Annotated in this window: 22 protein-coding genes and 1 tRNA gene; 10 read left to right on the top strand and 13 right to left on the bottom strand. The window is 66.8% G+C overall.

The window, feature by feature from the left end; translation table 11 throughout:
- The first annotated feature begins 3 nt into the window (after positions 1-3).
- Both DU484_RS06520 and DU484_RS06515 read left to right on the top strand, forming a co-directional pair.
- Positions 4-603 carry a uracil-DNA glycosylase gene (locus DU484_RS06520; protein WP_114585316.1) on the top strand — a complete coding sequence of 200 codons (600 nt, stop codon included), beginning with the start codon at positions 4-6 and terminating at the stop codon, positions 601-603.
- Between the two features lie 261 nt (positions 604-864).
- On the top strand, positions 865-1,272 hold the full coding sequence (locus tag DU484_RS06515; RefSeq protein WP_114587183.1) for a methylglyoxal synthase: 408 nt from the start codon (positions 865-867) through the stop codon (positions 1,270-1,272).
- 414 nt (positions 1,273-1,686) lie between these two features.
- Here DU484_RS06515 and DU484_RS06510 read toward each other — a convergent pair whose 3' ends face one another.
- Positions 1,687-2,223, bottom strand: coding sequence for a DUF4188 domain-containing protein (locus DU484_RS06510; protein ID WP_114585315.1), 537 nt, complete (start codon positions 2,221-2,223; stop codon positions 1,687-1,689).
- Between the two features lie 246 nt (positions 2,224-2,469).
- On the opposite strand from DU484_RS06510, the gene hisH reads away from it, so the two are divergent.
- The 4 genes from hisH (at position 2,470) to DU484_RS06490 (ending at position 6,057) form a co-directional block, all read left to right on the top strand.
- On the top strand, positions 2,470-3,177 hold the full coding sequence (hisH, locus tag DU484_RS06505; protein ID WP_114585314.1) for an imidazole glycerol phosphate synthase subunit HisH: 708 nt from the start codon (positions 2,470-2,472) through the stop codon (positions 3,175-3,177).
- 45 nt (positions 3,178-3,222) lie between these two features.
- Positions 3,223-4,641: a sensor histidine kinase gene (locus tag DU484_RS06500; RefSeq protein WP_114585313.1), complete on the top strand. Its 1,419-nt coding sequence runs from the start codon at positions 3,223-3,225 to the stop codon at positions 4,639-4,641.
- Between the two features lie 58 nt (positions 4,642-4,699).
- A complete protein-coding gene (gene pheA, locus DU484_RS06495) occupies positions 4,700-5,503 on the top strand; it encodes a prephenate dehydratase (protein WP_114585312.1) in 804 nt (267 codons plus the stop codon).
- A 104-nt stretch (positions 5,504-5,607) separates the two neighbouring features.
- On the top strand, positions 5,608-6,057 hold the full coding sequence (locus DU484_RS06490) for an Hsp20/alpha crystallin family protein (protein ID WP_114585311.1): 450 nt from the start codon (positions 5,608-5,610) through the stop codon (positions 6,055-6,057).
- Between the two features lie 361 nt (positions 6,058-6,418).
- On the opposite strand, the gene DU484_RS06485 is transcribed toward DU484_RS06490, so the two are convergent.
- Positions 6,419-7,873: a sensor histidine kinase gene (locus tag DU484_RS06485; protein WP_187347773.1), complete on the bottom strand. Its 1,455-nt coding sequence runs from the start codon at positions 7,871-7,873 to the stop codon at positions 6,419-6,421.
- 173 nt (positions 7,874-8,046) lie between these two features.
- On the opposite strand from DU484_RS06485, the gene leuS reads away from it, so the two are divergent.
- The 3 genes from leuS (at position 8,047) to DU484_RS06470 (ending at position 12,386) form a co-directional block, all read left to right on the top strand.
- On the top strand, positions 8,047-10,911 hold the full coding sequence (gene leuS / locus DU484_RS06480) for a leucine--tRNA ligase (protein ID WP_114605442.1): 2,865 nt from the start codon (positions 8,047-8,049) through the stop codon (positions 10,909-10,911).
- Between the two features lie 45 nt (positions 10,912-10,956).
- Entirely contained in the window at positions 10,957-11,175 is a 219-nt protein-coding gene (locus DU484_RS06475; protein WP_114605441.1) for a DUF7535 family protein, read from the top strand.
- Between the two features lie 128 nt (positions 11,176-11,303).
- Entirely contained in the window at positions 11,304-12,386 is a 1,083-nt protein-coding gene (locus DU484_RS06470) for an alpha/beta hydrolase family protein (RefSeq protein WP_157969519.1), read from the top strand.
- Here DU484_RS06470 and DU484_RS06465 read toward each other — a convergent pair.
- The 5 genes from DU484_RS06465 to DU484_RS19945 all read right to left on the bottom strand — a co-directional run bounded on the left by DU484_RS06465 (position 12,383) and on the right by DU484_RS19945 (position 16,946).
- Entirely contained in the window at positions 12,383-13,369 is a 987-nt protein-coding gene (locus DU484_RS06465) for an ornithine cyclodeaminase family protein (protein ID WP_114605439.1), read from the bottom strand. The genes DU484_RS06470 and DU484_RS06465 overlap by 4 nt on opposite strands.
- 44 nt (positions 13,370-13,413) lie before the next feature.
- On the bottom strand, positions 13,414-14,361 hold the full coding sequence (locus tag DU484_RS06460; RefSeq protein WP_114605438.1) for a hypothetical protein: 948 nt from the start codon (positions 14,359-14,361) through the stop codon (positions 13,414-13,416).
- 72 nt (positions 14,362-14,433) lie between these two features.
- Entirely contained in the window at positions 14,434-16,068 is a 1,635-nt protein-coding gene (gene thsB / locus DU484_RS06455) for a thermosome subunit beta (protein ID WP_114587182.1), read from the bottom strand.
- Positions 16,069-16,296: 228 nt separating this feature from the next.
- Complete coding sequence (locus tag DU484_RS06450; RefSeq protein ID WP_114585304.1) at positions 16,297-16,692, bottom strand: DUF7383 domain-containing protein; 396 nt, start codon at positions 16,690-16,692, stop codon at positions 16,297-16,299.
- Between the two features lie 95 nt (positions 16,693-16,787).
- The gene (locus DU484_RS19945; RefSeq protein ID WP_187347772.1) at positions 16,788-16,946 is read right to left on the bottom strand and encodes a hypothetical protein; all 159 of its coding nucleotides are present in this window, start codon (positions 16,944-16,946) and stop codon (positions 16,788-16,790) included.
- Between the two features lie 166 nt (positions 16,947-17,112).
- On the opposite strand from DU484_RS19945, the gene DU484_RS06445 reads away from it, so the two are divergent.
- Entirely contained in the window at positions 17,113-17,304 is a 192-nt protein-coding gene (locus DU484_RS06445; protein WP_114585303.1) for a hypothetical protein, read from the top strand.
- Between the two features lie 69 nt (positions 17,305-17,373).
- On the opposite strand, the gene DU484_RS06440 is transcribed toward DU484_RS06445, so the two are convergent.
- From DU484_RS06440 to citZ, 6 genes are all read right to left on the bottom strand, one after another.
- A tRNA-Ser gene (locus DU484_RS06440) sits at positions 17,374-17,454 on the bottom strand.
- Between the two features lie 28 nt (positions 17,455-17,482).
- Positions 17,483-17,689: a hypothetical protein gene (locus tag DU484_RS06435; RefSeq protein WP_114585302.1), complete on the bottom strand. Its 207-nt coding sequence runs from the start codon at positions 17,687-17,689 to the stop codon at positions 17,483-17,485.
- A 4-nt stretch (positions 17,690-17,693) separates the two neighbouring features.
- Positions 17,694-18,074: a Rid family detoxifying hydrolase gene (locus DU484_RS06430; RefSeq protein ID WP_114605437.1), complete on the bottom strand. Its 381-nt coding sequence runs from the start codon at positions 18,072-18,074 to the stop codon at positions 17,694-17,696.
- Positions 18,075-18,149: 75 nt separating this feature from the next.
- Complete coding sequence (gene ilvA, locus DU484_RS06425) at positions 18,150-19,379, bottom strand: threonine ammonia-lyase (protein WP_114585300.1); 1,230 nt, start codon at positions 19,377-19,379, stop codon at positions 18,150-18,152.
- Between the two features lie 196 nt (positions 19,380-19,575).
- Positions 19,576-19,968: a gamma-glutamylcyclotransferase family protein gene (locus tag DU484_RS06420; RefSeq protein WP_114606726.1), complete on the bottom strand. Its 393-nt coding sequence runs from the start codon at positions 19,966-19,968 to the stop codon at positions 19,576-19,578.
- A 37-nt stretch (positions 19,969-20,005) separates the two neighbouring features.
- Positions 20,006-21,142: a citrate synthase gene (gene citZ, locus DU484_RS06415; protein WP_114585299.1), complete on the bottom strand. Its 1,137-nt coding sequence runs from the start codon at positions 21,140-21,142 to the stop codon at positions 20,006-20,008.
- Between the last annotated feature and the right edge of the window lie 14 nt (positions 21,143-21,156).

The following is a 21,156-nucleotide window of genomic DNA, read 5'->3' as shown; positions in this document are numbered from 1 at the left end:
AGTATGGTCGAACGCGACGGGCCGGACGTGACGGCCTGCGAGCGCTGTCCGGCGCTCGTCGAGTCACGGAGTCGCATCGTCAACGGCGTCGGCCCCGACGACGCCGCGCTCCTGTTCGTCGGCGAGGCCCCCGGCGCCAACGAGGACGCCGAGGGCGAACCCTTCGTCGGCCGGTCGGGGACCGTCCTCGACGACGCCCTCCGCGACGCCGGCCTCGCACGCGCCGACGTGCGCATCACCAACTGCGTGCGGTGTCGCCCGCCGGAGAACCGCGACCCGCACGTCGAGGAACTCGACAACTGCGCGGACTTTCTGGAACGCGAAATCGAGTTCGTCGATCCGGACCTGATCGTCACGCTGGGAAAGGTGCCCGGCGAGCGCCTGCTGGATCGCTCCGTGGCGGTGACGAAGGAGGCGGGATCGGTCGTCGACGCGCGTCTCGGCGGGGCGTCGCGGCGCGTCCTCGTCTGTCTCCACCCGGCGGCGACGCTGTACGACCGGAGCCAGCGGGAGGCGTTCGACGCGGCGATAGCGAAGGCGGCGGACCTCGCCGGCGTCTCGACGGACGGGGGCGGCGGGCAGTCGCGGTTGGGCGACTACTGAGAGAGGGTGTCGTGACGGTCCATCGCTTCTCGCCGGATCGTTCCGTCGGGAACGTCCGATGTACTGCCGATTGACACCGCACGGGCTAAAGACCACGTACAGAACGGTCTCAATGGACACCATGGTAAAAGTTAACATACAGTAGCTCGAATCCGCCTATATGACCTCTTTGTCATGAGGCCGAACGCAGGCGAGAGGTTGTGCGGGTGTCACGGAAGGTAACAGCCTCTCTCTACCGAAAACTCAATTATGAAACCGGATGTGGCACGAGTCGCACTCATCGCACACGACGAGAAGAAACCAACACTCGTAGAGATAGTACAGGCGTATGAAGATATCCTCTCAAATTTTGACTTAGTCGGGACTGGGATGACCGCCAAGCGACTCATGCGTAAGACGGATCTAAACATCGAGCGTAAACGGGGTGGCAGCGTCGGTGGAGACGTACAGATCGCCGCAGAAGTCGTTGAAGGCGACATCGATGGTGTCATTTTTTTGCGTGATCCCTCGATCGCACAGCCACACGAAGCAGACATCAATGCCCTGTTACGGGCCTGTACCGTTCATAACGTCCCGATAGCGTCGGTCCCTGTGACCGCAGAATTTCTCATCGAAGCACTGTACCGAAAGGGGAGCCACCATTCCGGATGGCGCTTGCGGATAAAATAACTACATATAAAAGAATCGTCCGGGTATAGTGGGGGCGTCAAGTTAGAGGATGGGGTAGACGAATCCTGAGTGTTCATGACAGAATTTGGCCGCCTCAGTACTGCTATCGAGTGGATCGGCTGGTCGTTTGAAAATGATTTTAGCCATATCGAACCACAGACAGCAGAATCCTGGCTCCAAGCTCCCGCCGTCCGTCACAATTCACGCGACCGAACGTCTGTCACACTGTAAACGGCCGATCCCCACGCGCAAATGCAACAATTCGCGCCCTCTATCCAGCAACAACGTCGAAACTTTCTCGGCTTCTGGCAGATTCCCCGTGACCGATACGAAGTGTCGATCCACCCCCGCCCACAGTCTTCAAAACGCCGTCGTGTACGGGATCATCCGGGACTGGACGTCTGTTGTATCACCTTACCGTGGTTCGATAGGTTCGGACTGCACACCATCCTCCTCGTAGGTCACATCGTCTCCCTCGGTCAATCCCAGTCTCCCTGCGGCTGTTCGCCGACGATCAGTCGCGGGATACAGCGTCCCTGCCTTTCCCAAGCCGATGGGTGGCGTATTGTTGTATACCGTTTCATACGCGCCGCCCCCCACGAGATACGTCTCGTGCCAGATTCCCACGGCATCGCTCTCGCGCATTTGCTGATTGGTCCACTGGATCGCAGGGGCGTGTCGACCGTCCGGGTTGAGGGCGTACTCCCGCAACTGTTCGAACGACCGCCAGTACTGGACGACTTCGTGATTCCGAATTCCCAGTTTCGTGTCGTACCCCAGCAATCCGCTCTCGGCGTCCGTTTCAAGTTCCTCGAGCATCTTCGGCATCGCTCGAAGAACGGGGAGCCATTCGTGGACCTTCCAGAGTGTGTTTATTCTCATTCCGATTCGGAACACGACGAAGCTCCCCTCGAGCTCGGCTGTCACCCGTTCGGTAGTGAGTTCTGCCATCTTTTCTCCCTCGCGATTGAACGGTCAACCCTCGCTGAAAGCCGCCTCTCGACCGTCGGGTAGTAGATACAGCCTCGGGCCTGTTAATCGTTGTCACTCCCGCGGAGTCTCGGCCTGTGCCGTGCTGAATACGCGCCCTGTATGCAGCATGGCATCGGCCGCAGATCAGCGGCCGAGGGTTTCAGCAGAGCCGATAATCCCTACCGCAACGGAAAGCCACTTGCCCCCTGCGGACCGACTACACGTATGAGCCTCTCCCGACCCCCGTCGGAGGCGCTTGCCGACGTGGTCATCGTCGACTACGGCCTCGGCAACCTCCGGTCGGCAACGCGCGGCCTCGAACGCGCCGGCGCGTCGGTCACCATCACCGACGATCCCGACGACTTTGCCGCCGCCGACGGCATCGTCCTGCCGGGCGTCGGTGCGTTCCGCGAAGGGATGGAGAACGCCGGACCGTACCGCGACGCCCTCGCCGACGCCGTCGACCGCGGCCAACCCGTCTTCGGCATCTGTCTCGGGATGCAGATGCTCCTCACGTCGAGCGAGGAGGCGGACCACGCCGGCGAGGGCGACGTCGTCGGCCTCGATTTCGTCCCCGGGCGGAACGTCCGCTTCGCCGAGGGACAGAAGGTGCCCCACATGGGCTGGAACGACCTGACCGTCGAGCGCGACCACCCCCTCGTCTCGGGCGTCGACGCGGCGGCCGCGCCGGAGCGCGACGGCCCGGGCGGCGGCTCCGTCGACGGCGAGTACGCCTACTTCGTCCACTCCTACTACGCCGTTCCGGACGACGACGAGGCGGTGGTCGCCACGACGGACCACGGCCGCACCTTCCCCGCGGTTATCGCCAACGACGAGGGCACCGTCTTCGGGACGCAGTTCCACCCGGAGAAGAGCGGCGAGACGGGGCTGACGATCCTGCGGAACTTCGTCGACATCTGTTACACGCAGTGATAATCGGAGGGGCGGGTTTATACTCGCCTCGGACACACCCCCGTCGTGAACAATCGGGCCACCGCCGAGCCCGGCTCGGAGTACCGTGCGCTCTTCGAGCACGTCTCCGACGGGCTCCTCGTTCTCGATCCGGACACCGGCGCCGTCCGCGACGCCAACGGCCGCTTCGTCGCGATGAGTGGCTTCGACCGCGACGCGCTCACGGACGGCCGACTCGGTGACCTGCTGACCGAGAGGACGCGATCCGACGCCCCGATCCAGTCGCTCGTCGACGCCGCGGGGGACGACGGGCGGACCGTCGAGTGGCGGTTTCGCCGCCGTGGCGGGGAGCCGTTCTGGGGCGAGCTCTCCGCGTCGCTGACGACCCTCGACGGCGAGCGGAGCGTGCTGACGACCGTTCGGGACGTGACCGAGCGCAAGCGCCGGCGGGAGGAACTCGGCCGGTTCGAGGAACTGGTCGAACACGTCCCGACCGGAATTTTCCGGGCTCCCTACGATCCGGACGGATCCTTCCTCGAAGCCAACCCGACGATGGTCGACCTGTTCGACGCGGACTCGAAGGTCGACCTGCTGTCGACGCCCGTCGCCGCTATCTACGACGACGGGAAGGACTGCCGGTCCGTCTTCGACGCGCTGGACGAGCGGGGCGTGGTGACCGAGAAGGTGGAACTCCGGACGTTGAGCGGCGACCGATTCTGGGGGCTCGTCACCGTCTGTCACTGCGAGAGTGCGGAGGGTGAAGCGTACATCGACGGGGCGATCAAGGACGTGACCGAGACGCGGGAGTACCAGCAGGTCTTGGAGGAACAAAACGAGCGCCTCGAACTCCTCAACCGCATCGTCCGCCACGACATCCGCAACGACATGCAGCTCGTGCAGGGGATGGCCGACCTGTTGGACGACGTCTCCGACGACAGGGGCAAACCCCACCTGGAGACGATTCGGACGCGAACCAAGCACGTCATCGAACTGACGGACCTGATGGGCGAACTGATGGACGCGCTCGTCGCCGAACCGGGGGAGAACCTCGAACCGACGAACCTCTCGTTCGTGCTGGATCGGGAGGTGCGGGAGGCCGAATCCAGCTATCCGGACGCCACGATCCGAACGCGGGGGAACGTGCCGCTGGTCGAGGTGGTGGCGAACGACATGCTCCGCTCGGTGTTCCGGAACCTCCTGAACAACGCCGTCCAGCACCACGACGGCGACGAGCCAACCGTCGAGGTGTCCGCCGACGTCGAGGACGAGTGGGTGCTGGTTCGAGTCGCCGACGACGGCCCCGGCATCGACCCCGACCGCCGCGAAGCCGTGTTCGGACGGGGAGAGAAGGGACTCGACAGCGAGGGCACCGGCCTCGGGCTCTATCTGGTGTACACGCTCGTCGATCAGTACGGCGGCGAGGTGTGGATCGAGGACAACGAGCCACGGGGGAGCGTCTTCAACGTCCGCCTCCGACTGGCCTGAGACGCCGCGCTCACCCCAACCCGACGCGCTTTTCCCACTCTCCGCGCAACCGAGAGGCATGAAAGCCATCACGCTCGGCCCCGCGGGGACGTACTCCCACCGCGCCGCGGGGGCGGTCGCCGACGAGGTGACCTTCAGCGAGTCCGTGACCGCCATCGTCGAGGCGGTGGCGGACGGCGAGTACCGACGCGGCGTCGTCCCCATCGAGAACAGCATCGAAGGGAGCGTCACGGAGACGCTCGACGCCCTCGCCGACTACGAGGTGAGCGTCGTCGAGGAGATCGTGACACCGATTCGCCACGCACTGATCGCGCAGTCGCCGGAGTTCGACGTGGTCGCCAGCCACTCGCAGGCGCTCGCGCAGTGTCGCTCCTTCCTCGAAGCCGAGTACCCCGACGTGACCCTGGAGGCAGTCACCAGCACCGCCCGTGGCGTCGAACACGCCCGCGAGGACGCTTCGGTCGCCGCCATCGCCCACCCCGACAACGCCGGCGACGACCTCCAGGTGCTCGCGGAGGATATCCAGGACCGCGACTCGAACGCCACTCGGTTTTTCGCCATCGCGCCCGCCGACGAAGGCTCGGACGCCGGCGGGAAATCGACGATCATCGTCAATCCGAACGCCAACTACCCCGGCCTCCTCCTCGAACTGCTCGAGGCCTTCGCGGACCGGGACATCAACCTCTCGCGCGTGGAGTCCCGTCCCACGGGTGACCGCCTCGGCGACTACCTCTTCCACATCGACTTCGAGGCCGGTCTCTACGAGCGCCACGCCCGCGACGCCGTCGAGGACGTGGAGGAAATCGCCGCCAACGGCTGGGTGCGCCGACTCGGCTCTTACGACACTCGCCACGTCGTCTGAAACGCCCCGAACACCTCTCTGAAGCCTTCTACCGTGTGATTGGCTATCTCGCATCCAGCGGTATTTATGCCCTCGGCGGGCGTACGGTAGGTCGGCGATTACCAATGCAACCAAACGACTACTTCAGTGACTTCGACGACCTCTTCGAGCGCATGACCGGTGACCGATGGGGAGCGTTCGGCCGCTACAACCGCCCCGGCTCCGGCTCCAGCTCCAGCTCCAGCTCCGGAGCCGGCGAGTTCGCCATCGACGTCGCCCACTACGACGGCGAAATCGTCGTCACGGCGGACGTGCCCGGCTTCGAGAAGTCCGACTTCGACATCTCCGTCGACGGCGACCTCCTGACCATCCGCGCCGACTCCGAGACGGCGTCCGACATCGACGAGGACGCGTACGTCCGCCGCGAGCGCCGCCACCACTCGATGCGCCGCACCATCCGCCTGCCCGCAGACGTGGACGGCGAGGGCGCGTCCGCGAGCTACCGGAACGGCGTACTGACCGTCACCATCCCCGTCGAAGCCGACGCCGACGTGCGTCACATCGACGTCGAGTAGCCTCCGGGTCACGTGACCGCGGGACGCGACATTTTACGGAACGTACATTCTACGGAACACGGCGTTTTCGCTCGTCGAAAGGCATTCGATCAAACGAGTTTCTCGAAGAGGCGCCCGCAGACGAGAACGGCAATCGGAATCCCGACTATCACGACGAGAGCCACGAGAAACTCCCGAAGGCTTCCCGAACCGATCCCTCCGTACTGAAACGGTAGCCACATCCGGTCGTGATCGGGGACTAGTCACGGGCCGGGATACCAGGGGCCGGAATACCGTTTCCGTCTGGGCGAACGCTTCGGGGCCATCGGTTGGTACACCGTCACCGGCACGCGACCAGGAGCCGAATCTCCGTTTCCGGGCCTCAATCCACCGAAATCGGCAGTTCGACGACGACGACGGTTCCTCGCGGCTCGTTGTCCTCGATCCACACCTCGCCGCCGTACTGATCGACCAGCGACTGGACGAGATAGAGCCCGAGGCCGGTGCCCTCGCTGTCGAGTCCCTTCTCTCCCTTCCCGAACACGGCCTCCCGCCGCCCCGGTGCGATGCCGGGGCCGTCGTCGGCGATACGGACGATGGCCGTGTGGTCGCCACGCGTCATGTCGGCGGTGACTTCCACTGTCGGTTCCTCTCGGTCGCTGTGCTGGACGGCGTTGTTCAGGAGGTTCCGAAACACCGACGACAGCAGGTCGTTCGCCCGCACGTCCACGTCGGGAACGTCGCCGTGGAGTTCGATGGACGCGTGGCCGAACGCCTCTCGTCGGCGGTCGATTTCCGCCCGAAGCGTCTCGTCGAGGGAGACGGATTCCAGCGGGAGTTCGGCCTCGCCGGCGACCGCCCGTGCGAGGTCACGCGAGCTCTCGGTGAGCTCGACGACGTGTTCGCCGGTGTCGCGGATCGTCCGGAGATACTCCGCCCCCTCCTCGTCGACGTGGTCCTCGAGGAGTCCACCCAGCCCGAGAACGATCTGCATGTCGTTGCGGATGTCGTGGCGCAGGACGCGGTTGAGCGCCCGAAGCTGATCCCGCTTCCGGGCGAGTTCGTGCTCGGAGTCCCGGCGGCGGGTGACGTCACGAGCGACCGACAGTACCGCCGGCGAGCCCCGATATCGGACGTATCGGGCGCTCACCTCGACCGGAATCGTCTCGCCATCGGCGGCCGTGTGGACCGTCTCGTAGACGATGCGGTCGTCGGCCGAATCGGTCCGTACGGTCGCCGACGCCTCGTCGGCACGGGCACACTCCACGTCGTCGATCCGACGGCCCACGAGCGAGTCGGCGTAGCCCAGGCGCTCCGACGCGGCGTCGTTGGCGGCGATGATCGTCCCCCGGGTGTCGTGGACGAGGACCGCGTCGCCGATGCCGTCGAAGAGGTCCTGATACTCGTCCCGGGACCGGCGGAGTTCGGCCTCGCGGGTGCGAAGCGCCCGAATCGTCGTCGCCTGTCTCGCGGTGAACAGACCGACGAGGACGCCGACCGCGCCGCCGACGCTGACGAAGTGTAACACGACCAGCGTCGGCCGCGCACCGGTCGCGTCCGGGAGGAGGTCGAAGGCCACGAAGGCGCCGAAGGTACCGAACACGAGCATCCCGACGGCGGTCAACAGCGGTACCCGAAGCGCGATTCGGCCGTCGAGGTCGCTCCGGAGGAGCCAAGCGGCGGCGACGAACAGGAGGACGGCGAGGCTGAGCGGGGCAACGACGACGAGGGATCGCCACGCGTCACCGCCCTCGACGGCCAACACGACGACTAGCGCGGCACCGAGCCCCCCGACGGCGACAGCGCCGGCGAATCGACCGAACGACGATACCTTCACGGTATGCTCGTCGGGGACCGAGGAGCCGACCACGGATATATAATGGTGTCTTACCGCCGGCATCCGGTGAGGTAATGGCTCCTTATTGGGATCGGCCGCCGTGATCAGGAGCGATAATCGCCGGTTTCGGCGGGATAGGAGTTATTTTAGGTCGGGGGTTCTTCGGGCGGGACATGGACTACGACCCGCAGGCTATCGAGGAGCGCTGGCGGGAGCGCTGGGCGGAGACGGGTAGGTACGAAGCCGATCCGTCGGACGACGAGGACGCGACGTTCATCACCGTCCCGTACCCGTACCCGAGCGGCGGAATGCACATCGGCCACGCCCGGACCTACACCGTCCCGGACGTGTACGCCCGCTACCGACGCCAGCAGGGCGACAACGTCCTCTTTCCCATCGCGTGGCACGTCACCGGGACGCCGATCATCGGCGCCGTCGAACGCCTGAAGAAAGGCGAGGAAGAACAGCTCTCGGTGCTCCGGGACACCTACGAGGTTCCCGAGTCGACCCTGCAGGACCTGGAGACGCCGATGGGGTACGCCCGCTACTTCATCGAGGAACATTACAAGCGCGGGATGAAGTCGCTGGGGCTCTCCATCGACTGGCGCCGCGAGTTCACCACGAACGACGAGCGCTACTCGAAGTTCATCACGTGGCAGTACGAGACCCTCCGCGAACGGAACCGACTGGAGAAGGGCCTCCACCCCGTCAAATACTGCACGAACGAGGAGCAGCCGGTCACGACCCACGACCTGCTCGAAGGTGAGGAAGCCGAGTATCAGGAGTACACCCTGATCCGGTTCGGCCTCGACGACGCGGTGGTGCCGATGGCGACGCTCCGCCCCGAGACGGTGCGCGGCGTCACCAACGCCTACGTCGACCCCGAAGGCACCTACGCCCGCGCGACGGTCGACGGCGAGACGTGGCTCGTGAGCGAGGCGGCGACCGAGAAGCTTCGCCTACAGGCCCACGACGTCAGCGTCTCGGAGACGTTCGCGGGGGCGGACCTCGTGGGCGAGTCGGTCACCAACCCCGTCACCGGCGACGAGGTACCCATCCTGCCGGCGACGTTCGTCGACCCCGACAACGCCACGGGCGTCGTGATGTCCGTCCCGGCTCACTCGCCGGACGACTACCTCGCCTTGCAGGAGGCGAAAGCCGACGACGCGCGGATGGAGCGCTACGGCGTCGACCCCGCGGTCGTCGACCGGATCGAACCGGTGCCGATCCTCGACGTCGAGGGGTACGGCGAGGTGCCGGCGAAAGACGCCGTCGAGCGGGCGGGCGTCGAATCCTCGAACGACCCCGAACTGGAGGCCGTGACGAAGGAGCTGTACAACCGTGAGTTCCACGCCGGGCGCCTCCACGACGACTACGGCGAGTTCGCCGGCGAAGTGATCGAGGAGGTTCGGGAAGCCTACCGTGAGCAGGGGGTCGAGGCGGGTCACTTCGGGACGATGTACGAGTTCTCGGAGGAGGTGATCTGTCGCTGTGGCGGCGACGTCGAGGTGGCCGAACAGGACACCTGGTTCCTCCGGTACAACGACGAGGACTGGAAGGAAGCGACCAAGCGGGTCGTCGAGAACATGGAGTGCATCCCCGAGAACACCCGCGGCGAGTACGACCACACCATCGACTGGCTGAACGAGTGGCCGTGCATCCGCAACTACGGGCTGGGGACGCGCCTGCCGTGGGACGACGACTTCGTCATCGAACCCCTCTCCGACTCGACCATCTACATGGCGTACTACACGGTCGCGCCCCGCCTGCGCGAGATTCCGGTCGAGGACCTCGACCGCGACTTCTTCGACGCGCTGTTCTACGGCCCCGAGGCGGTCGAGGACCCCGACCCCCGCGCCCTCGACCTGCGCGAGGAGTGGCTGCACTGGTACCCCGTCGACTACCGCTTCTCCGCGAACGACCTCATCTCCAACCACCTCACCTTCTACCTGTTCCACCACGCGGAACTGTTCGAGGAGGCCGAGTGGCCGGCGGGCATCGTCATCATGGGGATGGGCCTGCTGGAGGGGGAGAAGATGTCGTCCTCGAAGGGCCACGTCGTCCTGCCGGGCGAGGCCATCGACCGCTACGGCGCCGACACCGTGCGCTTCTTCCTGCTCAACTCCGCGGAGCCGTGGCAGGACTACGACTGGCGGGCGGGACAGGTCGAGAGCGTCCGCAACCAGCTCGACCGGTTCTGGAACCGCGCGACGGAGCTGCTGCCCGACGATCCGGGGTCGACCCTCGACGACGACCCCGAGGCCCGTGACCTCGCCGACATCGACCGGTGGCTGCTCTCGAAACTGCAGGGGACGGTTCGTGAGGTGACCGCGGCGATGGAGAACTCCGAGACGCGGGCGGCGAGTCAGACCGCCTTCTACGGCTTCGAGGAGTCGCTCCGGTGGTACCGCCGCCGGACCGACCGGAGCCGACCGGGCGCTCAGTGGACGCTCCGGCGCGCCCTGGAGACGCGGCTGCGCCTGCTCGCCCCGTTCGTCCCCTTCCTCACCAACGAGCTTCACGAGGAGTTGACGGGAACGCCGGCCGAGGACGCCCCGTGGCCTACGGTCGACCCCGAACTGGAGCGCCCGACGGTCGAGGTCCGGGAACGACGGATCGAACGCCTCACCGAGGACGTAAACGACATCGTGGACGTGACGGGGACGGATCCGGAGACGATTCGGGTGTACGTCGCCGCGGACTGGAAAGGAACGGTGTTCGACGCCGTCGTCGAGGCCGGCCCGGACGTGGGCGCGGCGATGAGCGAGGCGATGAGCGACCCCGCCCTGCGGGAACGCGGCGAGGCGGTCAACGACCTCGTCGGCGACCTGGTCGAACTCGTGCGTGACCTCGACGACGAGACGGTCGAGGTCCTCGCCGAGTTGGACGAACTGGCCGTCTACGAGGCGGCCGTCCCGTTCCTCGAACGCGAGTTCGACGCGGACGTGACGGTGTACGCCGAGGACGCCGACCCGCCGGACCCCGGCGACCGGGCCGGGAACGCCGTCCCCTTCCGCCCGGCCATCCACATCGAATAGTCGGATCGCCAATATTTATCGCCGTCGGGGGCGTATCGTGATCCTATGAGCGATGCCGAACAGACGGCCGACGAACCGACGCTCGAACCCGTCTACCGAACCCTCGGGAAGCCGTTCCGCGCCCGCGCCGACGCCGAGATGGACGCCATCGGCTGGACCATCTTTCTCGGCATGCTGATCCTCTTCCTTCCCCTCCTCCCGGTGATCCTCCTCGTCTGGGCGATAACGAAAGTCCTCGACGCCGTGGCGCCGACGGAAGAGTGAGTGTATAAACGTTTCGTAGGAATTTTTATCAGAACCGTTGCCCACCTTGCGGTCACCGTGCACGATTCAGCGTCGAGAGCGACGACGGTGGACCGAGGGGGACGACCACGCGACGACGGGGGATGGGCGTGACCGACGACCGCGGCCGCGAGTTCGTCGAGGGCCGGTTCGACCGCTGGTGGACGCGCTTTCTCGCCAAGGGGCTGGACCGCTACGACCTCCAGAACCTGCGCGACGACATCGGGGCGTGGGAGGAGTGGTGCGAGGCGTTCGCGGCGGTCGGCGAAGAGCACGCTGAACACGGCCGCGAGGCCGAAGCGGCGGGCAACGCGACGACGGCGGGCGAACACTTCCTGCGGGCGTCGATGTACTGTCACTTCGGCTCGTTCGCGTGGTTCGTCGACGAGGGCCGCCGCGAACGGGTCCACCGGCGCGGCGTCGAGTTGTGGGAGCGGGCCGCCCCGCATCTCGACCCGCCGGCGGAGCGGATCGAGGCGCCGCATCCGGGCGGCGCCGACGTTCCGGGTTACCTGCGGGTTCCCGGCGGGACGCCGGACGGACTCGACGAGTCGCCGCTGGTGATCCTCCTCTCGGGCCTCGACTCGACGAAGGAAGAACAGCACACGCGGGCCTCGGACTTCCACGCTCGCGGGATCGCGACGCTCTCCGTCGACGGTCCCGGGCAGGGCGAGATGTGGTACACCCGGACGATGACGCCGGACTACCACGAGGCCATCTCGGCGGTGGTGGACCACGTCGAGGGCGTCGACGACGTCGACGCCTCCCGTCTCGGTGTCTACGGCGTCTCGATCGGCGGGTTCTACGCCCCGCACGTCGCCGCGAACGACGACCGGTTCGACGCCTGCGTCGGCCTCGCCGGCCCCTTCAGCGTCGGGCCAGCCTCCCTCTATCGCTCCGTCTCGATGCGCGACGGCTTCCTCCACGCCTGCCGGGCCGACTCCTTCGTCGAGGCCGACGAGATCACGGAGCGGATGACGCTCCGCGGCGACATCGAGGACCTGACCGCCCCGGCGCTCATGATCGTCGGCGGCAACGACACCGTGATTCCGCCGGAACAGACCCGACGGATCGCCGAGCGGGCGCCCAACGGCGAACTGCTCTACTACCCCGACGGCGACCACGTCTGCAAGAACCGGGTGACGCAGTACCGGCCGTACGCGGCCGACTGGATGCGTGAGCGGCTCGTCTAACGCCCCAGCAGGTCGAACGCCACGCCCGCGCCGGCCGCCGACGCCCGCTCGTAGACGACGCGGGCGGCCGCCACGTCCTGCACCGCGAGGCCAGTGCTGTCGAAGACGGTGACGCCGTCCGCGGGCGTCCGGCCCGTCGCCTCGCCGATCACCACCGTGCCGAGTGCGGCGTGTATATCGTCGTCGGTGAGCCGTCCCGCGGCGTAGGGGACGTTGATCTCCCCCGAGTGGGTACACTGCTCCCGGTCGTCGACGACGAGTTTCGCGGCCGCCAGCAGGTCGTCGTCGAGTTCGTGTTTGCCCGGCGCGTCGGCGCCGACGGCGTTGACGTGGGTGTGGGCGCCCACGTCGGCGGCGTCGACGATGGGGTCGCGGACCGGCGTCGTCGTCGACACCACGTCGCAGGCGACGGCCTCGGGGATGGAGCCGACGCGGGCGTCGACGCGGTCACGCACCGCCTCGACGAACGCCGCGGCGCGGTCCGGGTCGGCGTCCGCGACGACCACTGTCTCGATGGGACGGACGGTGAGGATGGCGTCGAGTTGGGCGTGCGACTGGGCTCCCGCGCCGACCAGCCCCAGCGTCGTCGCGTCCCGGACGGCGAGGCGGTCGGTGGCGACGGCGGCGGCCGCGCCCGTCCGCTTCGTCGTCAGCGTCGTCCCGTCCATGATCGAGAGCAACAGTCCCGTCTCCGGGGCGGAGTAGCACATCGTCGCCATCACGGTGGGAAGGTCGTGCCGGCGCCGGTTCTCGGTGTGGGAGTTTACCCACTTCAGCCCCGCCGCGTCCCAGTCGCCGGCGTCGAGGTACGCCGGCATCGACCGGAAGTCGCCGTCGTACCGCGGGAGGTCGACGTACGACTTCGCCGGCATCACCGTGTCGCCGCGGGCGTGGGCGGCGAAGGCCGCCTCGACGGCGTCGACGACGGCCGTCGTCGGGGAGTGCTCGTCCACCGCGTCGGCGTCCAGAAGGAGGGTCTCCATGGCAGTGGTAGCACCTCCGCGAAGGTATCAGTTACGCAACAGTCTCAGGACGGCGTGTCCGTGACCGTCGCGGTTCCCGACGGCGTGCCGCCGCCCTCGATGGACACCGTGAACGACTCGGAGACGCCCGGACCGACGACGCCGAACTGGACGCGTGCGGGAGGGGACTCGCTCCCGCGGAAGTAGCCGACGGTCGCCTCGTGGGTCGTGGATTCGCCGGGCGGGAGCGAAAACGAGAACGCGTCGGCCGCGTAGAGCGGTCCCTGGTGGTTGATAGCGCCGTGGAAGGTGCCGAGGCCCTCGCCCTCGTTGGTCACGTCGATACGGACCGAAATCGCTTCGTCGGCGGCGACGCGTTCGGGCACCTCGATTCGCGTCGAGAAGGCAGGCGGTGGCGAGCGGAGGGCATCCAGTTCCGAGTCGGAGACCGTCCACCGGCCCGTCTCGGCGAGCTGGATCGCCACCGTGTCCGCGTCGAGGGGCGCGGGGACCCGGAAACCGAGGTAGCCCCGTCGGTCCGAGCCACCGTACGGACGGCCGGACACGGGGTCGTCGACGCGGGCGGGACCGACGCTCGCGATGCCGGATTCGTACGTCGTCCCGTCGGCGACGAGCGAGAAGTCGTCGGGGGTCGGTGGCGTGCCTTCGCCCCGGGCGGCGACGTGGACGAGGGCGAACTGCTGCCCACCGGCGTCGGCGACGCCGAAGGCGTCAGGCGCGGTCAGATACCGGATCGAGTGGGCGGAGACGAGGTCGGAAACGACGACGACCATCCCGTCGCCCCGCCCGTCGCCGTCGGTGTCGAGGGCGATGGCGTTGCCGAGCGTCGTGTCGGTGAGTGCGGGGGGCGTGGATGTCGGGCTCGGGGTCGCCGTCGATGTACCCGTGGGTGACGACGGCTGGTTCGTCCCACCGCCGAAATCGAGACAGCCGGCGAGGCCGGTCAGGGCGGCACCGACGCCGGTCAGAAGGGCGCGTCTGCTGGAGGGCATGAGGCGTCGTACCGGCGTCGAAAATATGTGTTTTGTGTCGGTGCGCGGGGTGAGAAGGAAGCGTGCCCTACGTCACATCGCGCCGCCCATGCCACCCATACCGCCCATGCCGCCGCCGGCGCCGCCGGGGCCGCCCTCGTCCCCGTCACCGGAGGTCGAGAGGTCGCCCGCGGCGATGATGTCGTCGATTTTCAGGACGAGGTTCGCGGCCTCGGTGGCTGAGGAGAGCGCCTGTTCCTTGGAGTGGGCGGGTTCGACGACGCCCGCCTCGTAGGTGTCGACCACGTCGCCCGAGAAGACGTTCAGGCCGGCGTGCACGTCGCCGTCCTCGTGGGCCGCGCGGAGCGAGACCAGCGTGTCGATGCTGTCGAGACCGGCGTTGCTGGCGAGGACGCGCGGGACGATTTCGAGCGCGTCGGCGAAGGCGCCGACGGCGAGCTGTTCGCGCCCGCTGATGTCGTCGGCGTAGTCGCGGAGGCGACCGGCCAGCTCCACCTCGATGGCGCCGCCGCCGGCGAGGACGCGGCCGTCGGAGGCCGTCGCCGACACGACGTCGAGGGCGTCCTTGATGCCGCGTTCGAGTTCGTCGACGACGTGCTCGGTCGAGCCGCGGAGGAGGAGCGTCACGCCGTGGGCGTCGTCACCCTCGACGTAGAACAGCCCGGCGTCGGCGTCACGGCTGATCGAGCCGTGGCCGAGGTGGGCGTCGGTCGCGGAGTCGAGGTCGGAGACGATCTCGGCGCCGAGGATCTCCTGCAGGAAGCCCATGTCGGACTTCTTGGTCCGGCGCACGGCCAGGATGCCCTCCTTGGCGAGGAGATACTGGGCGAGGTCGTCGATGGCCTTCTGACAGAACACCACGTCGGCGCCCGTCGCGACGATCTGATCGACCTTCTCGCGCAGCTGGCGTTCCTCGCTGTCGAGGAACTGCTGGAGCTGGTCGGGGCTGTCGATGCTGACCGAGGTGTCGGCGTCGGTCTCCTCGACCTCGATGGGGTCGTTCAGCAGGAGGACGTCCGCCGCGTCGAACTCGACGGGCATGTCGTCGTTGACGGGATCCTTGTCGATGACCGCGCCGTTGAGGAGTTCGGACTCGGAGGCCGAGCGGCCGGTCTGGGTCTCGATCTCGACGAACTCGAGGTCGACGATGTGGGAGCCGTCGTCGGCCTCGACGGTGACGGCCTGCACCGCGTCGACGACGAGCTGGGCGAGCAGCTCCTTGTCGAGTTCGGAGCTCTTGCCCGTCATCGACGTCTCGGCGACCTTCCGGAGGAGCTCCTCGTCGGAGGCGTCGACGCGCTCCGCGATGTCGTCGACTTCCTCGCGGGCCTTCTCCGCGGCCATGTTGAAGCCCTTGATGATCGCCGTCGGGTGGATGTCCTGTTCGAGGAGGTCCTGCGCCTCCTTCAGGAGTTCACCCGCGATGGCGACTGCGGTGGTGGTGCCGTCGCCGGCCTCGTCCTCCTGTGTCTCGGCAACCTCGACGATCATCTCGGCCGTCGGGTTGTCGATGTCCATCTCCTGGAGGATGGTCACGCCGTCGTTGGTGATGGTGACGGTGCCCATCGAGTCGACGAGCATCTTGTCCATCCCCTTCGGGCCGAGCGTCGAGCGTACCGACTCCGCCACGGCGCGGGCCGCCGAAATGTTGTACTCCTGTGCGTCCTTGTCCTTGACGCGCTGGGCGTCCTCGCCCATAATGATCATCGGCTGACCCTGCTGCATTCGCTGACTCATGGTTCACCGAACGATTGTTTGTCCTTCTATATAAAAGTAAGTGGTGTCGGCAGTCGTGCACGGGATCGACGACACACCGCTGTCGCTCCCCAATCGACGGACGTAGGCGACTCGAACTGCCGTTTGAGAACTGTTATCACGGCCCGAACGAAGACGCGTGTTACGGTTCTCCGGGGTGTTTAAATACGCGTTCCGGCCTCAGTCGCCGTCGGGTTCCTTCCAGTGGACGGTGACGGTGCCGACGGCGAAGGCGTCCGACGTGTCGGCGTCGCGGCCGATGCGGAGGCGGTTGGTCCCCTCGGTGAGGGTGACGGCGTCGCCGAAGGTGTCGACCCAGTACTGCCAGCCGTCGTTGGGCGGGATGTCGAACCCGCTCATCGGCTCGCCGTTGATCAGTATTTCGTGACCGTACTCCCCCACGTCGAACGCCTGGATGCCCACGTAGCCGTCGGTTGGGTCGGCCGTCGGCACCTCGAACTCGAAGGCCTCGGTTTCGTCGCCGGCGTCGTCGGCCCAGTCGAGGTCGAGTTTCCGCGTCTCCGGCGCCAGTTGCGCGCCGACGTATATCGTCGCGTAGTTCGCACGGAGTGGCACGGGCGACCGGTTCGGACGGGGCGGTTAAAAGGGCCCCGACACTCGCCGCTCCGGGGCGTTCGTGTGGCTACCGCTGCGGCAAAAGGGTGGGGTCGTTACACGTCGTCGGCCGCGAACTCTTCTTCGCCCTCGCCGAACTCCGGCAGGTCTGCGTCCTCGTCGAGCGATTCGAGTTCCTGCTCGTACAGCTGCTGGCGGAGTTGCGCGCGCTTGTTCCGGCCGTTTCGTTCGCGACCACTTTTCGTGTCAGGCATTGTCATGCAAGGGAACGAGCGCCCACCACATGAACCTTTCTCCGATTCCGAGCCGCCGCGATACTGTTCGAACAACCACCGAATTTGTTCAAAAACACACATTCGACCAGAGATATTCGGTTTGTCGCGCCGTATGGCTTAAGTGAGTGGAATGTGAAGTGTTACCATGTCTCTGAAAGAGGGCGGTACCGAGTTCGGGCCGACGGAGTCAGCGGCCGTCCGTAGATACGTCGCCGAAGCCGTCTGCACCGACTGTGACTACGCCGAGTACCGGACCACGACGGGTGTGACCGGGACGTTCACGCGGTGTCCGGAGTGTTACGGCGACCTGGTGATGCCGCGGGACGCGATGTCGTGACTGCGGGGCCGTCGCTGGGGTCACGCACGGCGAGTACGCGGCGCTGATCGTCGGTATCGAAGCAGAAAACGCCGGGACAGGGATTTGAACCCTGGATCCCAGAGGGAACACGCTTTCCAGGCGTGCGCCTTACCACTCGGCCATCCCGGCTCGCAGTTACGAATACCCGTTCGACCCTTTAACTCCTTCCGTTTTCGTGTATCCGCGGCGCCAGCGCGTGGGTGAGACCGGCCGCCGTCGCGCCGACGAGGAGGGTGACGCCACCGATGGCGACGACGCTCACGTCGAGGGGACCGACGACCAGCCGGTAGCCCTGCACGAGCACGAGAAAGGTGAGCGCGCCCACGAGCCCCCACAGGAGGCTGGATTTCCGCCGCGGCGTCATTCGATCACTCGATATCGGCGATGGCCTCGATTTCGAGGGCCGCGCCCTTCGGCACGTTGCCGACTTCGACGGCGCTCCGCGCCGGCGGCTCCGCGTCGAAGTACGTCCCGTACGTCTCGTTCATCTCGTCGAAGTTCTCGATGTCGTCGAGGAAGATGGTCACCTTCAGCAGGTCGTTCGCGTCGGCTCCCTCCGCGTCGAGGATGGCGAGGACGTTGTCGAGCGCCTGTTCGGTCTGGGTGGCGACGGACTCGTCGTCGAGGAGTTCGCCGTCCGTGGTCAGCGGGAGCTGGCCCGCAGTGAAGAGGAGCGATCCGTTCGTCGTCGCCTGACTGTACGCGCCCACGGCCGCCGGGGCGTCGTCGGTGCTGATGGTTCGTTTCACGCTCGATCGGTCGTTGCCGTTCCGGTTAAAAGTACACATCCGCGCCGGTACTGCCGTCACCGCCACCGCAGGGAGTCAGACGGACATCTGGTAGCCGTTGACGATTTCGACCTCGTAGCCCGCATCGCGGAGCGCCGAGAGGAGTTCGTCGACGTGGTCCGGGCCCCGCGTCTCCACTTCGAGTTCGACCCGCGCGTCGTTCATCGCCACGTCCCGCGAGGTGCGGTCGTGGTGGAAGGCCGTGATGTTCGCGCGGAGGTCCGCGATGATCTCCCCGAGTTCGACGAGCGCGCCGGGCTGGTCTTTCAGGATGGTGCGGAATCGGAGGTAGCGGCCCGTCGCCACCAATCCGCGCATCACCACCGTCGTCAGCACGTTGAGGTCGATATTCCCGCCACAGAGCGCGGGGACGATCACTTCGCCCTCCTCGTACTCGATGGCTCCGGAGAGCAGGGCCGCAAGCGAGATGGCGCCCGCGCCCTCCGCCAGCGCCTTCTCGCGTTCGAGCAGGTAGGTCAAAGCGATGGCGATGGACTCGTCGTCGACGGTCACCACCTCGTCGACGCGCTCTTTGATCACCTCGAACGTCCGGTCGCCGATCCGGCGGGTGGCGATGCCGTCCGCGATGGTGTCGACGCTCTCGCGCTCGTAGATCTCACCCTTCTGCAGCGATTCGGCGGCGCTCGAGGCCCCCTCGGCCTGCACGCCGATCACTCGCACGTCGGGGTCGTGGGCCTTCACCGCCGTCGCGATGCCCGAGATCAGCCCGCCGCCGCCGATGGGGACGATCACCGTCTCCACCTCCGGGCAGTCCTCGACGATTTCGAGGCCGATGGTCCCCTGCCCGGCCATCACCATCTCGTCGTCGAAGGCGTGGACGTACGTCCGCCCCTCCTCGCGCTCGATCCGGTGGGCCTCCGCCTGCGCGTCGCTGTAGTCCGTCCCGTGGAGGATGGCCTCGCCGCCGTAGCGCTCGGTCGCTTTCACCTTCGACACCGGCGCGTGTTCGGGCATGACGATCTTCGAATCGACGCCCGCCCGCGTCGCCGCGAGCGCGACCCCCTGTGCGTGGTTGCCGGCGCTCGCGGTGACGACACCCGCCGCCTTCGCCTCGTCGGAGAGCGTCTCGATCCGGTTGATCGCCCCGCGGATCTTGAACGCGCCCGTGCGCTGGAAGTTCTCCAGCTTGAGATACACGTCGGCACCGGTCATCTCCGAGAAGGCGAACGAGTATTCGAGCGGCGTGTGACGCGCCACGCCCGCGACCCGGTCTCGGGCGGCGAGCACGTCCTCGTACGAGATCATACCACCCATACCCGTCGGTGGCTGTTAACGGTTTATGTAGACCAGTGCCGCCGCTCCGGAATGTGAGGAAGGGGGAATGCACGCGTGTGACGTGCAAGTAGTGGATAGTCGCGCAGGGATATAAACGTCATGAAGGCGCGGTGAAAGTGAAAGTGTACGACGGCGAAGGGGTGGCACCAGTTCGCATGGCGCACCATCAAGAGTGTTCCGGCCTGACGACGACCGGATGGCGCTCGAAGTAGCGGCGGACGCGCTCGGCGAACGGCCCCGACCCGGGCCACTCGACCGCCTCCTCGGCGTCGAGGGCGTCTGGATCGCCGACGTAGACGGCGACTGTTCCGCCGTCGGTTCGGGCTGTAGACACGCGGACGTAGAGTCCCTCGTCGACGCCCTCGTAGGCGTCGAGGGCGTCTATCTCGTCCGTCCGCAGGAGGCGACCGGCGGTCTGACCGCCGGGTGCGAGCGTCGGATATCGGCCCGCGACGGGATGACAGCCGTCCAGAACGGCAGCGCCGACGAAGACGAAGGCGTCGACGATGGACGCCACTCGCTCGGGTTCGGTGAGGGTGCCGTAGACGAAAACCTCCATGAACGGTGTGGGACCGCCGCGGTGTTCGGCCTTTCGGCTACCGCTCGTCGAGCGGGACGAACTCGCGACCACGGTCCCCGACGTAGTGGGCGCGGGGGCGGATGAGGCGGTTGTCCTCGTACTGTTCGAGCATGTGCGCGATCCAGCCCCCGACCCGCGACAGCGCGAAGATGGGCGTGTAGAGATCCATCGGAATCCCCATCTGGTAGTACATCGACGCGGAGTAGAAGTCGACGTTGGGTGCGAGACCCTTCTCCTCGGTCATGTACTCCTCGATGGCGACGGAGTAGTCGTACCACCGGGGATCGCCGGACTCCTCGCCCAGCCGCTCGGAGTACGTCTCCAGAATGCCCGCACGCGGGTCCCGGACGTTGTAGACGCGGTGGCCGAAGCCGGGGATGCGCCGCCCCTCCTCGACCGCCGACTCGATCCAGTCGCCCGGGTCCGCGTCGCTCTCGTCGATTTCCTTCAGCATCCGCATGACGTTCTGGTTGGCGCCGCCGTGGAGACTGCCGGCGAGCGTCCCGATGGCGCTCGTGACGCCGCTGTGGAGATCCGACATCGTCGACGTGGTCACCATCGCCGCGAACGTCGAGGCGTTCAGGCCGTGGTCCGCGTGGAGGACGAGTGCGGTGTCGAACGTCTCGGCTGCCACCTCGTCGGGTTCCTCGCCGTTCAGCATGTAGAGGAAGTTCGCGGCGTGGCCCAGATCCTCGCGGGGTTCGACCGGATCGAAGCCGTTGCGGAGGCGGGCAAACGCCGCGAGCGCCGTCGGGAACTTCGCGGTGATGCGACAGCCCTTCGCGAGGTTCGTCTCGCGGTCGGCCGGGTCGGCGTCCGCGTCCGGATCGGACGCCGAGAGTGCGGAGACGACCGTCCGCAGGGCCGCCATCGGGTTCTCGTCCTGCGCCGCGAGCGCTTCGATGAGGTCGTAGACGGCAGGGTCGAGGTCACGCTCGGCGGCCAGTCGAGCGGCGAACTCGTCGTGTTCGGCGCGGGTCGGCCACTCGCCGTTCCAGAGCAGCGACAGCACCTCCTCGTAACTCGCCTCACGCGCAAAATCCTCGATGGCGTACCCGCGGTAGCCCAACTCGCCGGCGTCGCCGTCGATGTAGCTCAGCCGGGACTCGAAAACCACGACACCCTCCAGCCCCCGCTTGACCTCATCAGACATATCGTATCGATTTC

The sequence above is a fragment of the Haloplanus rubicundus genome, assembly GCF_003342675.1.
In the GTDB taxonomy this organism is placed as follows: Archaea; Halobacteriota; Halobacteria; order Halobacteriales; family Haloferacaceae; genus Haloplanus; species Haloplanus rubicundus.
Note: the sequence above shows the minus strand (reverse complement) of the source record. Positions and strands in the feature narration are given on the sequence as shown.

Coding starts and splice junctions, on each gene's coding strand:
- DU484_RS06520 (WP_114585316.1), top strand. CDS start 4: ATGGTCGAACGCGACGGGCCGGACGTGACGGCCTGCGAGCGCTGTCCG.
- DU484_RS06510 (WP_114585315.1), bottom strand. CDS start 2,223: ATGGCAGAACTCACTACCGAACGGGTGACAGCCGAGCTCGAGGGGAGC.
- hisH (WP_114585314.1), top strand. CDS start 2,470: ATGAGCCTCTCCCGACCCCCGTCGGAGGCGCTTGCCGACGTGGTCATC.
- pheA (WP_114585312.1), top strand. CDS start 4,700: ATGAAAGCCATCACGCTCGGCCCCGCGGGGACGTACTCCCACCGCGCC.
- DU484_RS06490 (WP_114585311.1), top strand. CDS start 5,608: ATGCAACCAAACGACTACTTCAGTGACTTCGACGACCTCTTCGAGCGC.
- leuS (WP_114605442.1), top strand. CDS start 8,047: ATGGACTACGACCCGCAGGCTATCGAGGAGCGCTGGCGGGAGCGCTGG.
- DU484_RS06475 (WP_114605441.1), top strand. CDS start 10,957: ATGAGCGATGCCGAACAGACGGCCGACGAACCGACGCTCGAACCCGTC.
- DU484_RS06465 (WP_114605439.1), bottom strand. CDS start 13,369: ATGGAGACCCTCCTTCTGGACGCCGACGCGGTGGACGAGCACTCCCCG.
- DU484_RS06460 (WP_114605438.1), bottom strand. CDS start 14,361: ATGCCCTCCAGCAGACGCGCCCTTCTGACCGGCGTCGGTGCCGCCCTG.
- thsB (WP_114587182.1), bottom strand. CDS start 16,068: ATGATCATTATGGGCGAGGACGCCCAGCGCGTCAAGGACAAGGACGCA.
- DU484_RS19945 (WP_187347772.1), bottom strand. CDS start 16,946: ATGCCTGACACGAAAAGTGGTCGCGAACGAAACGGCCGGAACAAGCGC.
- DU484_RS06445 (WP_114585303.1), top strand. CDS start 17,113: ATGTCTCTGAAAGAGGGCGGTACCGAGTTCGGGCCGACGGAGTCAGCG.
- DU484_RS06435 (WP_114585302.1), bottom strand. CDS start 17,689: ATGACGCCGCGGCGGAAATCCAGCCTCCTGTGGGGGCTCGTGGGCGCG.
- ilvA (WP_114585300.1), bottom strand. CDS start 19,379: ATGATCTCGTACGAGGACGTGCTCGCCGCCCGAGACCGGGTCGCGGGC.
- DU484_RS06420 (WP_114606726.1), bottom strand. CDS start 19,968: ATGGAGGTTTTCGTCTACGGCACCCTCACCGAACCCGAGCGAGTGGCG.
- citZ (WP_114585299.1), bottom strand. CDS start 21,142: ATGTCTGATGAGGTCAAGCGGGGGCTGGAGGGTGTCGTGGTTTTCGAG.